General features: G+C 35.6%; 8 protein-coding genes. 1 reads left to right on the top strand and 7 read right to left on the bottom strand.

Features of this window, described 5'->3' with window-relative positions; genetic code table 11:
* The first annotated feature begins 47 nt into the window (after window positions 1-47).
* Complete coding sequence (locus ABWU38_RS01180; RefSeq protein WP_353272331.1) at window positions 48-848, top strand: hypothetical protein; 801 nt, start codon at window positions 48-50, stop codon at window positions 846-848.
* Here the strand turns inward: ABWU38_RS01180 and rsmD are convergent.
* The 7 genes from rsmD to ABWU38_RS01145 all read right to left on the bottom strand — a co-directional run bounded on the left by rsmD (window position 845) and on the right by ABWU38_RS01145 (window position 15,968).
* Window positions 845-1,393 (bottom strand): 16S rRNA (guanine(966)-N(2))-methyltransferase RsmD, encoded by a 549-nt coding sequence (gene rsmD / locus ABWU38_RS01175; protein WP_253309159.1) that lies wholly within the window; start codon window positions 1,391-1,393, stop codon window positions 845-847. The genes ABWU38_RS01180 and rsmD overlap by 4 nt on opposite strands.
* Window positions 1,394-1,513: 120 nt before the next feature.
* Window positions 1,514-2,146 (bottom strand): hypothetical protein, encoded by a 633-nt coding sequence (locus ABWU38_RS01170; protein ID WP_253309160.1) that lies wholly within the window; start codon window positions 2,144-2,146, stop codon window positions 1,514-1,516.
* Complete coding sequence (locus tag ABWU38_RS01165; RefSeq protein WP_353272330.1) at window positions 2,130-5,504, bottom strand: type IV secretion system protein; 3,375 nt, start codon at window positions 5,502-5,504, stop codon at window positions 2,130-2,132. Before ABWU38_RS01165 ends, ABWU38_RS01170 begins: the two co-directional genes overlap by 17 nt.
* A 90-nt stretch (window positions 5,505-5,594) precedes the next feature.
* Window positions 5,595-8,588 (bottom strand): type IV secretion system protein, encoded by a 2,994-nt coding sequence (locus tag ABWU38_RS01160; RefSeq protein WP_265045102.1) that lies wholly within the window; start codon window positions 8,586-8,588, stop codon window positions 5,595-5,597.
* Window positions 8,585-10,984, bottom strand: a complete 2,400-nt coding sequence (locus tag ABWU38_RS01155) for a type IV secretion system protein (protein WP_353272329.1) — start codon at window positions 10,982-10,984, stop codon at window positions 8,585-8,587. Before ABWU38_RS01155 ends, ABWU38_RS01160 begins: the two co-directional genes overlap by 4 nt.
* Before the next feature lie 33 nt (window positions 10,985-11,017).
* Window positions 11,018-13,570 (bottom strand): type IV secretion system protein, encoded by a 2,553-nt coding sequence (locus tag ABWU38_RS01150; RefSeq protein WP_353272328.1) that lies wholly within the window; start codon window positions 13,568-13,570, stop codon window positions 11,018-11,020.
* Entirely contained in the window at window positions 13,563-15,968 is a 2,406-nt protein-coding gene (locus ABWU38_RS01145; RefSeq protein ID WP_264688467.1) for a VirB4 family type IV secretion/conjugal transfer ATPase, read from the bottom strand. Before ABWU38_RS01145 ends, ABWU38_RS01150 begins: the two co-directional genes overlap by 8 nt.

Here is a 15,968-nt window from a genome sequence, read left to right as displayed (position 1 = left end):
TTATAGATAAAGATTCGAAAAGAGATGCAGAAGCTTGTGATCAAGAGTTGGAAAAAGATATAGAGGATATTATAGAGTTCCTCTTGGAAAGAAAGAAAATTGTAGCGCTATATGAATTTCTAACAAACGGTGAAAAGTTAGTTCAAGCTGGAATGGCAATGGTAAACATGTTACTTGTAAAAGGTGTGCATCCAAACAATATAATTTTGGATACTAACTCTCTTGGAGGAGGAATTGCAGCAGAAGTTTTAAAAAGATTTGAAAAACAAGGTATCTATTTAACATTAATTCATAGTAATTCTTATAGCTCACTTAAGGATGCAACTAATAACTTTCCTCATGGGATAGGGAATTTTTTCATGAGACGGCTTCCTGCAAAATTCTTGAATTTTTGGTTTAATCGTTGCGGATTGGAATTTAATTCACGAGAGATTATAGAGAATACAAAATGCCCTGTATTAATTGCTGGCAGGAAAGGCGATACTGTAATTCCACAGGAAGCACAACTCGTTGGTAAACTTCCAGATTCATCCACATCTGACACATCTGAATGGTTTAGATGGAATATAGTACTTGAACACGATCCTCAAAACACGGAGTGTAAGAGCAAAAATATTCATGCTGATCATAAAGAACATTTAGTTTATCGTGAGGATAATGATGATATAACAAAATACACCAGTTACGAAGAAAAAGAAAATAAATTTATTGAAAAAGCACATAAGTATTTGTTGAAAGGTAAATTTAATAGAAATTTTAAGCTAAAAGACTACTGTAAAAGTAGTATCTTTGGAAGCTTGACGGAAATAGAACTGAAACCCATCAATGAAAAGCATATACAAGTTTAAGTTAATAGAGAAAGAAAAATTATTCTTGCTATACCGTAGGTACGTTCCAAGATTATACTGAAGTTTTTATTGCACTCAAAACCTTCGTTTTTCCTAATCTCTAGAATTATCAATGCATCATCACTTAACCAGCCTGAGTGAGCTAGTCCATTCAACGTTGATTCAACTAGATTGCTATTGTAAGGTGGGTCTATAAAAACTACATCGCACTTTGAAATAGGTTGTGGCAATTTGTTAGCACTGCAACAAATTAGCGTGACATTGTTCGTAATTCCAAAATCTTCTGCTGTTTTTTTAGGCAGTTGCAAATTGTAATAATCTGAATCCACCATGAATGCATGTTTAGCGCCGCGAGAAAGTGCTTCAAATGAAAAAGAGCCACTTCCGCAGAATAAATCAAGTACATTCAAGTTATAAATAGGTTTTCTTGAGGAAAGTATACTAAATATTGCTTCTCGGACAACACTCATAGTTGGTCGTGCAGCTAAATGCTTACCTGTAGTTATTTTTCTTCCGCGATATTTGCCTGCAATGATGCGTAGCATACTAAATAAGCTCCAAAATAACTAATTATTTAATACTATATGATTAATGTCAATATGGCTTTAGCAGTTTAATAGAGAGAAGCTATCGAGTCGCTTGTAAGAAAAACACAAACACAAAACTCATCCGTTATTTTTTTCTGATTTGCCTACTGCATTAATTGCTTGACCAATCTCATCTTGTAAACCACCATAATCATTTCTTTCATCATGATTTATCCCTTCAATTCTGCTTTCTAACTCCAGCTTAATTATAGTATTAATTTTATCTATGTTATCGAGAAAGCTTTTACATTCTTCATCACTATACTCTTCGCCAGATGCTTTTTTTTCAACAAATAGGTTTTTAAATCCTACTAAATTGGAATTCTGATCGGTATTCAGTACAACATTTCTCTCTACGAAGCTAAGATCTGATAGTAATAAACTAACCTCTAATAGATCTTCACTTTTAATGTTTGCAAGATTATCAAGATTGTCTAAAATATTAAACACCTTAAGCCTTTCTTGTGCAATCTCTTTGTCTTCCTTATCAAATTCAGACAATAAACTATGATTATCTACAAATTTCTCACTCAAAGCTTTATTTAATTTAGTGAGGTCGATATTGTTGTCTAGTGTGTTGTCTAATAGTAGATCTACTCTTGCCCTACGCGCATTTAAAATGTCATCGTAGTCATTTAACTTTATATTACCATCACCGTCTTGCTGCAGACCATAATAATTTAATCCTTTAAAGTTATGATTCTTCGTCATTATCACCCCTGTTATCAGCCCTTTCATTATTCTCACGTTCTGTATCTTCTCCAAAAAGTAATGAGGTGTCGTAATTTTCGCCTTCTTGATCTCTTTCTTTTTTTCTTCTAGCTCTTTCAGCACGTTTTTCTATATCTTCCGGAGTATTAGTGTATTTTTCTGTGCCTAACTCTCGTGCTAATTCATTTGATTGATCAGACTTATTTTCCTTTAGTGGTTGATCAAGCTTGTCTTTTTCTGGTTCTCTCTTACGTCCGATAGTGTAATCATGAAGTTTTTCTAAGAAATCTCGCCTATGCGATTTTGCTCTACAGAGCAGATTACCTTGGTAACCATCTTTTTCTCCTGTACGGTGGCTAACTCCTATAGAATCAAGGCCATGCTCCCAAGTAAACTTCATAGCATCTTCTATTGTATAGCCCAAATGTGACCCTACATATCCTTTATAATAATCTAAATATTTACCAATCCTTCTATGTGTAATATCTTCTTTATCAACTCCAAATGCCCTGTAAATTTTTTCCTCAAGCTTATCAATGTCATTTTCAGGCGATGTCACAAATTTTGTTGCTTCAATAGTAGCATTTACAAGTTTACGTGGCGCATCAATAGCATGTTTCAGTACACCTCCAACTCTTGGTATCCTACCCAGTAGATTAGCTGTACCTCCGGCTAATCTGTCTGGTAAATGAGTAGCCCAACTGCCTAAAGACTCTAGTTTTCCACCAGCAAAATCTTGCCACTTCTGCTTTAATCCTTCTGCTACACCAGCTAAAGGTGACGCATGATACATGCTAGATATGCTGTAAACGCTGTATCCACCACCGGCAATACTTGAGCCCATTTGTTGCACAAACTCACGTAAGGAGAACATTAAGAATGAGAGCAAGAATAATACAAAGATTTCCCCCGCATTGATTAAATAGCCCCTCTGTATGTCTTGCACCCTTTGGTAATCGCTATTTTCTTGATAATTTTTGCAATCCTCACAATCTTTACATTTCTGACAGTATTCACTGTTGGGATCCCTATATAATTTGTGCAAATCCTGTAATTGGCAATGTGGCTCTCGTCTAATAACATCCTGCACCAAAGACTTTATCTCTCTTTTAAGATCTGGTCTTATGGTACCTTTTCTGTAGTCATCCACTATTTTCCTATAATTTTTACATTTTTCTTCATCTTGCTGAGGTTGACAGTAAAGCTCTGTTATTTTACTATTCATACCACCTATCTCTTTGTCTATATTGTTGATCAGTAATATAATGTTAGCCCTCTCTGATGCATGAGATAAACTATTTGTTAAGCGTACTAGATCCTTTGCACTACAGTTATTATCCACTACTATATCACTTTCCGCAATATAGTGGTCTGCTGGATTCCTTTTAGTACCAGGAATTGGATTAAAGAAAGGATAATCTATATAACGAAAACCTTTTTCAATGTAATCCGGTGGAAGCAGGATATATCCAGCGCCTCCAGTAAATTTTATTGTACCACCTTCTCTGCTTATCTTTTCTATACCTTCTATGTTCTTATCTACGTTCAGCGGAGAAGCTTCTCCAAGAGTGTAAGGTACGAAAATTTGCCCTGGGGTCCAACCAAAGTACTGCTTATCAACGATACAAAAACCGCCAAACACCCATTTTGGAGCACATAACCTTACCTCAAACCATTTATTGTAGCATACAGTAAAACCTAACTGCCTATAAAAGGTATTCATTATAATGGAAGCCAGTAATGACAAGAGAGCAAATATCATAATCGACTGTAAACAAAAGCTGATGCAGAATTTTATCCAACCTTCAAACAGACTTTTCAGCGGTGAAAATAAAATAGAGATCAGGAACAATGGCATGATAGCTATAAGAAAAGCTATACCCATAAAACCAGAGAGAAATATTATGTAAGCATATAAGCACAGCAAGAAATATAAAACTATCCCTATGAAAATTGCTGGTATCATAAGTAAGCTTGCCCACATTTGGTAATGTAAAAACGCTGCAAACTTTTTCCAAACAGAATAAGCAAAAAACTTATTGAACATGTCCTCCATGAACTTAAACAACTTAGCTTCATCTCCTTGAGCAATACTTCCGGTGTTCATGTTGGGAGCAAAATTAGTAATTATACTTATCAGTTGTTCAAGACCTTTAACGAATAGAACGAGAAAATGATCATAGAAAAATCTAAAACTTCCAGGAGATATAAGCACTATTACTAGAGTGATTTTCATCATTCTGATGAGCATATCATGCTTAGTTTCTCGTATCATGCCAAAAAGATAAAGAAGCGATGAAATCATTACAAATAGAACAAGCAAGGAAAGAACAAAATTGTGAAAACTTGAACCTTTTTTAACTATATTCTCAAACATAGTTTGCGCAGCCGCACACTCACTACCTTTACAATCTTTATTAGGTGAGATCAATAAAGTGTCTTTTAGATAATGATAAACTTCATTGAAAAATCCAAAGGTACCTGGTTTTTGTACTCCATACAAAAACTCAAAAGAGTAGCCACCTACATTATCTAAGTAATATCTATCTAATATTTTTACATATATTTTCCATCCCTTTTCTAACTTCAACTCATTACAATTTCTGTCCTTTAATTCAGTGCTATCTCTGTCTAAAGTAAAAAGTCCATTGGCGCCCTCTGCTGTGGAGTTATAACCTAGATGTACAGTAGGATATTGAGGATCGCGCATTAACTTTAGATTTTCGTTAGGATCATCTTTCCCCGTTTGAAACAAAAGATAAGCACCATGACCATTGGTAAACCAGCATGGAGCACCACGTGATACTGTATTTGCGCTATCATCTTCATTAATGCACTTGCAATTTACAGTGCAACTTGCATTAGGCTTACTTGAAAATTTTTGTATGCTAGGTTTATAATCATTACAAACTAAGTGAAAGTCAGGTAGACTATTATCACCTGACTTGCCTTCAAATTTAGTTGCATATTTTAACTGCTCCAAGCTTTGTAAGGTATAACTGCCTTTTTTAGATTCCTTCTTGTTATTATTGCTCCAAGATGTCCATGCACCATTAACTCGCACTCTTAAACTATCTCCATTGGTTTCGAGTCCGGTATCCTCCCACTTCACCACTTGGTTATGGTGAAAACCATAATTAATTTCGCCAGTTTCAGGATCAATAACTTCTCCATCTTCTGGAATAAACGCATCGTGATCGTTTGTAAAATGAGCGCTTACTGCAATAGGTTCAGGACCAAAATAATCGGCAGATATGCACCTTGGGAAAGGCATATCGTTCTTACTACAACCTGTGATCAGCACATAAGCTGCAAGAAGTAATACCCTAAACCAACATTTGCCTAAGCGTGATTGCATATCTAAACTTTTTCCAAATATAGAAATAAATTTCTAAAACTTTACTTAAAATATCTTTTTAATTAGTTACTCCATAACATCATTCATATCTTACTTCTCTCCATTTCCTTCCTTGTTTTTAGCTTTATCACTAGGATCACTTCTTATTGTTTCATCAGGATTTTTTTGCTGACCTGATTGTTTTGGTGCTTCAGGTTTAGAGCTCCCCCTCTCCTTTTTATCAGGACCTTCTTGCTTACCTGATTGTTCTGGTATTTCAGATTTAGGGCTCATGGAATTATCCTTCACGTCAACTTCCGTCCGATCTTTACCCACTTGTTGCCTAATGTTCTGTATCATACCTTGGGTGTTATTATCAAGGCCAACAGTTGACAGTATAGCTTGTGATGCGCTTGTGGCAACTTGACGAACACTGCCAGCAACTCCCCAACCAGAGCTGAATAGTGCTTGTGCCATAGTTTCTGATATAGTAACAAAAGCTTCCATTGCATTAGCAATAATTAAGTACATAAATGCTTGGATCAGATCTATGGGCAACGCTGCAAAGTGCCCACCAGCCCTTTCTCCGGTACTGAGTGCAACATCAACATTAGTGCCAGGACTGTATCCAAGAGGCAGTATTGATTTCATCAAGCACAGATCATACGATAAGAAATTTACGCTAATTAAACATTGATAGCATGCAGAAAAATTTGTGAGATTGTATAGAACTGAATACATCAACTGATTTAAAAGAGATAAAGATGAAAATAAAATAACTGGTTGTACTGCAACGTGAGCCAGCGTTTTTATCCAGTTATCAAACAAGGGTTTAGTCTGTTGAAATAAAATAAACACGATAAACAAAGGTGTTAATGACAGTAAAAACGCTACTAGAACAGTAGATATTACATATTTAAACGTAGCGCTAATAATGCATTTTAAAAACGCAAAAGTAGCGTAGAGTATTGCCAAAAATGCAATAAAGCCAAAAGGACCAGAGAGCATCAACGATAAAAACTTTAACCAAGTTTCTGCTGTGAATAATATTCCTGCTGTCAAGTCTAAGAATGCAAATTTTCTCCCCCCTTCCCCTATATAGCCAGAAAAGCTATCAACTAAATAAGTGCTACCATCTATAAAAAGTCTGGATAAAGTTGTACCAAAAAGTTCCCAGCTTCTATCGCTAAAGGCAAAAGCTATAAATGCTATCTTGAACATTCTTACAATGAAATCAAATTTACTTAGCTGTATTGTTCCAAGCATATAGCCAACGACAGTAAATATAACGTATAGAGTAAGCAAAGCTCTTACTCCTTGAAGAAGACCTCTTGCATATCCTTTGTATGAATCTTTAACGCTGTCACCAATTACTTCTTTTTTCATAAAACCAAATATCTTGTTTATATTTGATGAAATAAAATCATTAATTTTTCTTTTGACAAATAAAGTTACACTATACTTATTGTTTTCGTAATATTTGCCATTTTTGTCCGTAATGTCATCTCTCTCTACGTTGCTTACATCAATACCAAAATATATCTTCTTAGATTCTTCGTTCTGAAAGTGTTTTCCGCTTATTACATCTAATATAGTGTACTCATCTTTTCCGTCTACTCTTTCTCTCACTCCTACCACTTTGAAATCATTAGTTCCCACACCATGCAAATCTTTAGGTGGCTCATCACCCAAATACACATACAGTTTTTCGCCATTAATATATTCACATGATCTAGTCACTTTAACATGGTACCCACCCCTATTAGCTCCATAATGATCATAATCTGCAATGGCAAGCATCACACTGCTACCAGGTGTTACACTTCCTATTGGATAGTCATGATTTAATTTCAGAGAAAAATCTCCAAATTCATCTTTAATTTGTGAACACACATTATCCCCTTTTGCACCCCTTTCCTTTGGAAGACATTGAATACCTTTAGCAGTATCTTGATCACCAAGATCACCAATTTTTGCAACAAGAGCCTCAGCCCATGAGATATCTTCTTCAGTGTTTGATGTAAAATCAACGTTAATCTGCATGGGACCCCCTTTATTTTCTTCTATCCTCTTAAGCTTATCTTCAACTCCTTTAAGGTGAGAATACATGTCACATTTATTTCCTTTATCATATTTGCTATACCTTATAGAAGAGACACAGTTCCGTTCTTTGTCTTTATATGTATAATTCCATATACCCTTCTCGGTATAGCACACGTTCTGATAGTAACAATTAAGCTCATAAGAGCTGTACTTTTTCACCTCGTTAGAATCGCAGTTTTTTCCATCACATAATTCGTTCAATCCTATTTTAGCGCGGCGTAAATCGAGTAGCGAGCCATATATCCATGGTTCGTTGTCTTGAATATAACCTTTATTAAAATGTACCTTATTATCATATGGGGTGTAACCATTGCCAACTAGCACTTTGCTTTCCTTTGCTTTTGTTTTATCAAGAGGTAAAAATTGTATTTCATTTTTTGTACCATCTTTACCATCACAAAAAAACTCTCCCCCCTGATGTACTTCACTCACTGTAGCTTTCTTATATACAGTTTCCTTACGGTCATTTTCTACAGCTTTATAACAATTATCATCAAAATTGATGCCTTTCCCTTCTGGATTGTCATAATCAATTGTTATTTTTCTGGGAACTAAGCTAAAGCTTAACCTGTCACCAGGACTTACTTTTATTCCAGTGTCTACATAACGTCTATTGCTGCCAAATTCTTTACCGCCGCACAATTCGTTTTCATTTACGCCATAATTATTAGGCACATCGTTAATATTTGCAGCTTTACTATAATTTGGTTCTGAGCCATCAGCACAAAAGCTAGCTGGCACAAGTACTTTCCTTGGATTTTTGTCTTCTTTAAAAGGGCAAAAATTTACTGATCCATCGAGGGTGAATTTGATTTCCTCACCCTTGCTAATTATCTGACCAGAATCAACCCAATGAATTTTAACTCCTTCATCTGCTTTATGAACTGGAACATCCACATTAACGCTGGTGTTTCTGCTCTGCAACCCAGGCTCAACACACTCCATAGTACAACCAGTGATTGCAAGACACAGTATCAATAATAGTGATCTTTTACTTATCATTGCTGTCTTCCTGGTTGTGGTATCTGAGGCGTTGACCTTTGAGTCCCTTGTGGTATTTGAGGTCTTGACGCACCTGACTGTTGAAAAGTACCTCCTCCTCTTCTTTGAACGCTTTGTTCATCTAACCCTACTGTTCCCATTAAGCTTTGTTGATATTCTTTTCCAGGTTCGTTTTGCACATAAGCACCAAACAACGAGTCAGATATTGCCGAAGAAGCTTTAACTAAAGCTTTCATAGCGTGTCCCAAAATAACAAAAGCCATCATAGCGGTAATATTAGGTGTATATTTGGAAGCATAACCATAGAAGATACAAGGGTTAAAAATCTTTAGGTTAATACTAAGTATACACGTAGAGCAGACTTCAAAATCAAATACTGAATATATGATATAATCCATAACCTGACTTATCAGTGATATAAAAATTAAAAGCACTACTGGATGAATCGCAAATCTTGCTAAATTTTTAACCCAGTTGTGAAACATCTGCCTAGTATACGCAAATAAAAGACAAATAATAAAAATAGGTGCTAAAGAAAGCAATAACGCAACTATTGCTATAGATGTAATAAAAGAAAATAAGGCATTAAAAATAGATAAGCTCACTGTGATTAAACCCCAAATCACCAAGCAAAAAGATACAATGCCCAAAGGGCCAGAAAATATAAGAGATACTATTAACAATACTGAATGCGATGACAGAAATCTATTTAACGGCAAATCAAGAAACTCAAAAACATTTGAAGTAGTGCCTCTGAAATTTGCTATTTCTATTAACTGTTTTGGGGTGTTAATAAAAATAGAAAATGCATTGTTATAAAAAAAATTCCAACTGCTGTCCTGCAGCAGCTGGGTAATAACTCCTATCTTTACGCATATAATTAGAAACTCATATATAGAAATATGAGTTAATCCAAAAAAGTAGTAAAGGGTATATAAGATTATGTATAATACTAACAGCGATATTATCGTAGATCTAATGATATTTGTTTTGCTTGATTTTAGAAAACTTTCGTAAAGATGCTTTACAGGACTAGTATCAGAGTGAATCGCGTTGGAGTCTTTATAGCTGGAACCAAAAAATGCAGTTTTTACTTTTTCGTCAAAAAAATTATAGATTGCACTAAAAGTTCTTGTAGGTGGCTCTTTAGTTGTTAGGTTAATGCTAAACTGACCTTCATTTTTGTAATCGCAGCCATGGTCTCTTATTCCGTAATATATGGTGCCTGTTTTGTCTTTTAACTTTTCTTTTAAGCTTTCCATGTATTGAACGTCATGAACTTGGCTAATATCCACAGATATATCCGCTTGGTCTTCACCAGGCTTATGGTCAGGGAATTTATCAGAAACACGTATATATAAGTTATTTTTTAGGCTATGGTTCTTTGTTACTCTTATGTTGAAACCACCTTTGTCATTTCTATCGTAGCAGTGCTCGTCATTTCTACTACATAAACTAAAAGTTAAACTTGGTGTTCGATGGTATTTTTCTATCTTATAATCACAGTTAGTACATATGCCACCTGTTGGAATGTATTCAAAATCTTCACCATCCATGTGAATTTTCAAAAGTGTAATGCCAGTTTTTATCTGTTTTTCTTTTAGTATTTTACTAATAGCTTCAACATCAGACCGGGATATCTCACCTTCTACACTATTGTATTCAATATATGCGCAACCTTTGTTTCCGCTGCCGGAAGGAAATTTACATATACGTCCGCAGAGTAAATTCAAAATGCGCGTATCTATTTCGCTTGCGCTGCTATCTGAAAGGCTCCTACAGTCTATATTTTCTCCTTGTTTTATAGAATTGATGATATTTTTAATCTTTTTTTCATCTTGATCTAACTTCGAAAACCAGTACTCTTTTCCATTCAACCATTGCGCATCGCCTATTATATATTTATTAGGACATATTCCATCTTGAATACTACCTTGACATTCTTCTTGATTTAAAACATGTGCAAAATGTTCCGTTTCTTGCTCGCTACACTTTTCATCGATTTTCACATACCTGATTTTTGTCTCACTCTCTTTATCTTTACACACTTTACTTCCAATAACACTAAAGCTTATCGTATCGTCTTTTTTAAGTGCAAATGGTAATGTAACGTCATTTCTCCCAGGCCTAATTGCAAAATCTGCATACTGCTTAGGACAAAAATTAACCTTACTAGGCACTATATTAATCTCTGTTACGCTTCTTATCCCATCTGAGATGTAAACACCAGAATCAACCCACTTCTGCTCTGTTGACACTATATCTAGTTTTTCACGCAAACCTGATAAATTTTCTGGCTTAATACAGTGATCCTCCCCGCATCCAGACAATAAAAAAAGTACCACAAAACTTATGCATAGCTTACCCAAGTTTTGGTTACTTAAACGTTTAAGCATCTGTTACTTACCTTAACTAGCATCACCGCCACCTTAGTTAATCTTTTCGCTGGAACCTTTACCACTATCTCCACCTCCTCCACCAGCACCACCTCTTGCCTTCTTGACAGCCGCAGCAGCAGCTTGACCAACACCTCCAGCAGCGGCTTTGGCAGCAGATAAAGCTTTGCCCACCATTTGTCCAGGTGTACTACCAGAACCGAGTAATGCTCTATGGTTACCAGCAAGTTCAGCAGCCATGTTAGGAAGAATGTTTAAAAAGTGGTAAAAGAGGAATAACACTAGACACAACTTTAATAACTCTCCGATGAGAGAGCTGCCAAACTCCATGTATTTAAAGTAGAATAGACCAAGTATGTTGCTCTTTTTAAAGCTATAATTTTGCATCATACATGCAAGAGTAGTTTCATTTTTATCACATTCACCATCCTTCAATTTGAACCACTGTTTTTTCTTACTATCTGAGGTTTCTGCTTGTTTCTTTTCATATAGCTTATCCGATTCAAATTTCAAATTTTTAAAATATATTTTATCACATGCTATGAACATAAAGGACAAAAACGCAAAAAGGATAACCGGGTATAAGCTATAGGTAATCAACTCTTTCACCCAGCCGTCAAAATATCCTTTGGTGTGTTGGAATAAAACCATAGGAATAAACAAAGGTGATAGAATAACAATTACACTTAAAGCAACTAGAGATAAAATAAATACATAGCACAGCCACAAAATAACCATCATCATCAGAACGGCCATAAATATACAGACAAGAGCTACTAAAATTTGTCCACCAGCGAAAATAATACCAATCACCGAACCTGCAACTAACAAGACAGGAGCAGCACCAAGCAAGACTGCTAACGTTGCAACACCTCCAGTACCAATTTTGCCACCAATTCCATCTAAAGGGGCACCTAAATAAAATAAAATTCTACAATCAAGCCTATCCCAAGGTGCAAGATAACTGTAAGATACCTTCTTTCCTTCACGAGTATATTCATAATCTGTACCTGCTTTATAATTACATATGCCTTTACTTTCAGATGACGCTTTTAGCACTATCTCTGACAAACCATTTGAGAGACGAGTTAATTCTCCATAATAATGAGACATGGTACTGCCTGTTGTGAAGTAAATCACTAAAGCGAATTTAATAATCAACATGTACATTTCTTGTGGGCTGCGAACTCCACCAGACATAGCTTTTATAGAGAACAGTATTAAAGCTAAAACCAAAACAGCAGTTACAGTGTTTTTCAACCTCTTTTGTGCTACAGATAAGAAACTGCCCTTGTTATGTCCATCTTTATCTTTAAGTGGGCTGCCACTTGAATCAATACCTGCAACTAAATTATCTAACGATTCCTTAATGCATTGCACTATCATAGAAGTGATGGGAATAGGAGCTAATGATTTACTTCCTGCCTGATTATAGCAAGCTTTAGAGACATACGAGCTAAAACAGCCAGCATTATCATAACCTACAAAAATTTTCCCCCCTTGTCCGTTGAGTCCTTTTTCTTTAGATCTGATAATAGTTTTATAGTCATCATTATTACCAATAGAAACTTTTTCCTCTCCTGTACCATCTTTATTTTTGAATGTCATCATAGATTTTTCACACATAGGAGCAAGTGGGTCAGGTGGCAATTCCGTGCACCCCATATCAACCCCTTGCGGCCAAGGAGTCATTTCGATACCAAGCATGCTCACACTTCCCAGCTCCACACACAACCTGCCCATTTTTCTTACTGCTTTAAATGTTGACCCATGTATGGTTTCGCTTTGCCCAGCTTTAAGAACTTTACATTTCAGCTCACCATCGACCGTCGGGGACCATGACCCATCTACATATCCAGTATCTTTTTCCCTTACATCAAAGTCTATGTATCCAGGTTTTTCTCTGGAATCAAAGTCTTTCTTGTTAAAAAGATTACCAAAAGTTAAAGGATTTCGATGACATATTTCTATATATTCACTGTATTGCACACCGTTTTTTGGCCAGTAATAACTTTCTGTACTCTCCTGAACGTTAGAATTTAAGGCTTCTTTTTCTGCTCTTTTCCCGTCATAGTCTTTTTTGTTCACGTCTTCCCGAGCTTTATCTTGCAAACAAGAAAAATATTCATCTTCTGTTTGGTAATTTTTATTGGTGCAGCCACTATAACCTGTGTCTTCTTTAAAATTTTTGTATTTTCCATCATGACCACGTGCAACTGGGTGTTTAACAAAACTATGTTCACAAACAACAAGCCCCCCTATTGCTTTCCAGACTCCAACAATTGCAGCTATCATTCCAACAATAACAAGAGCGGTAAACAAACCAGCAGAAGAGACGATTAAGATAATGCCAGTAAATATTGCGCCAACAGCAATCGCTATTCCAGCAAGTGCTGCAGCTGTTTTAAACGCCCCACAATCAGGATTAGAGGCACGACTGAAGCTGCCAGTGGAATTAAATCTGCTAACAAATTCTGTCTTGTCAGTACCACTTACTCCATCTGCAAGCACTGGATATGAGAGTAAAAAGTCTATATTTAGTAAAAATATCGCAATTAATAGCAATGACAGCTTAGTCTTAAACATTTTTTACCTTCTGATAAAATATAGGCAACCATACTTTTGGGTTGTCCCCAACTTCATTTAATATATCGTGTAACAATAGAACACTTTCTGCACGTCCGGATAATACGTTGATTATATCATCTAAGTCTTTTAAGTCTATTCTAGCTACCACAGCATTAACTCCTTGTTTCACCAAAAAGAATCTAGTACTCGGATCTGTGTGCTTAATTAATATATATTCACGTTCAGTTAACATAAAAACATCCCGATAGACACTAGTAGCTTTCAGATTTGGTAAAAAAATCTGTGTCGCTGTTTGTTGTACAAGCGTATCGCTAATAGCACTTTTACTTGCATCCTCAACACTCTGAGTAGCAAAAATCACAAAAGCATTTAGTTTTCTCAGTACCTTCAACCAGTCTTTTATCTTGGGTGCAAAAACTGGATTATCTATTAATGCCCATGCCTCATCAAGAACGATAATAGATGGAGTGCCATCAAGAGATATACTAATCCTATGAAATAAATAAATCAATACTGGTCCAAGGGCAACAGGATCTTTGAGCAAGCTAGCCATCTCAAAACCAAATACTCTTGCTCGTGAAAAATCTAGCAAATCTTCTTTATTGTCAAATATTGCAGCATGAGAACCATTATCATGCCACATAGATATTGCCCCAGCTAGAGTATCAGGACCTGCAAGTCCTAAAAACGGTACAAGGTTTCTCAAGAACCTGTCTTCTTTTCTTAATTTAAAATTTCCTTCAATTGCATCATTAATTCGTGCAATATCTTCTGAAGTAAATTTATCATTATATACCGAAATTAAAGACTTTATCCACTCCATTAAAAATGTTCTATTATCAGAGGTGTCATCAAGTTGCAAAGGATTAAAATTTGTTTTAGTTCTTGGTTCTATTACAGTATAGATACCACCAAGTGCTCTTAAGAAAATCTCTGCACCGCGATCTTTGTCAAAAAAGAATATCCTTGGAGAAAATTTTATCGCTTGAGCACATAAGAAATTCATTAAAACAGTTTTACCAGCACCAGTTGGGCCAATTATCATAGTGTGTCCAACATCCCTTATATGAAAGTTGAAAAAAAATGGAGTACCAGATGTCGTGTCGAAAACTGTAACGGCATCTCCCCAGTGGTTATTGAATTTATTACCAGTAGGATAATTATGTTGAGATGCAAATCCAGCCAAATTAAGACTACTTATTGTAGCTTTTCTCACTATATAATCGAAATTACCAGGAATTTGCGCCCAAAATGCTGGTTCAAGGTTAACTCTCTCACGGACAGGGTAAACACCGCAATTAGAAAGCTCTGATTCTACCAACGACAGAGCGTTATCCAATGATTTAGGACTTTTTTCTATACATAAAATAGTCAGGTGATGTTGACCAAATGCAATCTTACCACTCATTGCGTCATCAAGCGCTTGAGAAATTTCTGCTATTTGAGAAATAGCTTTATCTGCAGACTGTATCATTCGATTTTGCTGTATCTGCATTTTTCCAATCGCCATTTGCCTGTTTATAAATTGAAAAGATTGCGTAATTATAAACTCGTAAGGAAGTTGTAAAAACGAATCAAGCATTCCTGCAGAAGTATGATTTCCATATTCTTTGATACTAACTACTCCAGCATATTTACTCTCATTATGAGTCACAACCTGTATCATCTTACGGCCAAAGAATAACCTATGTACTGGTAAGTATCTTGATATTTCAGTTCTTAGCGGAAAAAGCGTATTTGTAACGAAGCCACAATTTACGATTCTAGATAGAAACTCCATTATTTCGCAGAACAAACCATCTGGAGTTTCTTTTACTCCAAGAATTTTAGGCGAATAATTTCTAAGGCTTGTCACTACACGATTTGTCGTTTCCTCTAAATCTTCATACGTGGCACGCATATCACTTTCCCAAGCATGTTTTGAAGTTACATGTCCGAATTTTTTTAGTAGATATGACAAAAATTCTACTCCTTTTGTGTCTGCTCTACGGATAATCGTAATGTATAGGTCATTAATAAATGATTGCCTTGTTGCGTGTTTTTCTCTCCATTTTAGATTTACGTGATTAGCGAAAAAATTCGGCAAACCTTGACTTGCAAATTCATCAGAAAAAATATTTTTTTTACGTCTGATAGTATGAAAATACAAACTAAATGCCGGAGATGAAATGCTTCTGAGCATCTGATTCCTGATATTATTTTGTATTACTAAATCCTCGTCATCGGCGGTTTCAAATGCAAAGCCACTTAGTTTTATAACCTTAACCAACCAATTTTCTTTTGTCATCAAGGTTGTGCTATTCCAATAGCAAGAATAAGGAATAAATTCAGCAGCGTGAACTTCCCTGCTCAGAGTAGATTTACTCTTTGATTGAATAGCCCTAAACCTCAGCAT

Origin of the sequence: Wolbachia endosymbiont (group A) of Urophora cardui (assembly GCF_964028435.1) — a bacterium.
Lineage (GTDB): Bacteria > Pseudomonadota > Alphaproteobacteria > Rickettsiales > Anaplasmataceae > Wolbachia.
Note: the sequence above shows the minus strand (reverse complement) of the source record. Positions and strands in the feature narration are given on the sequence as shown.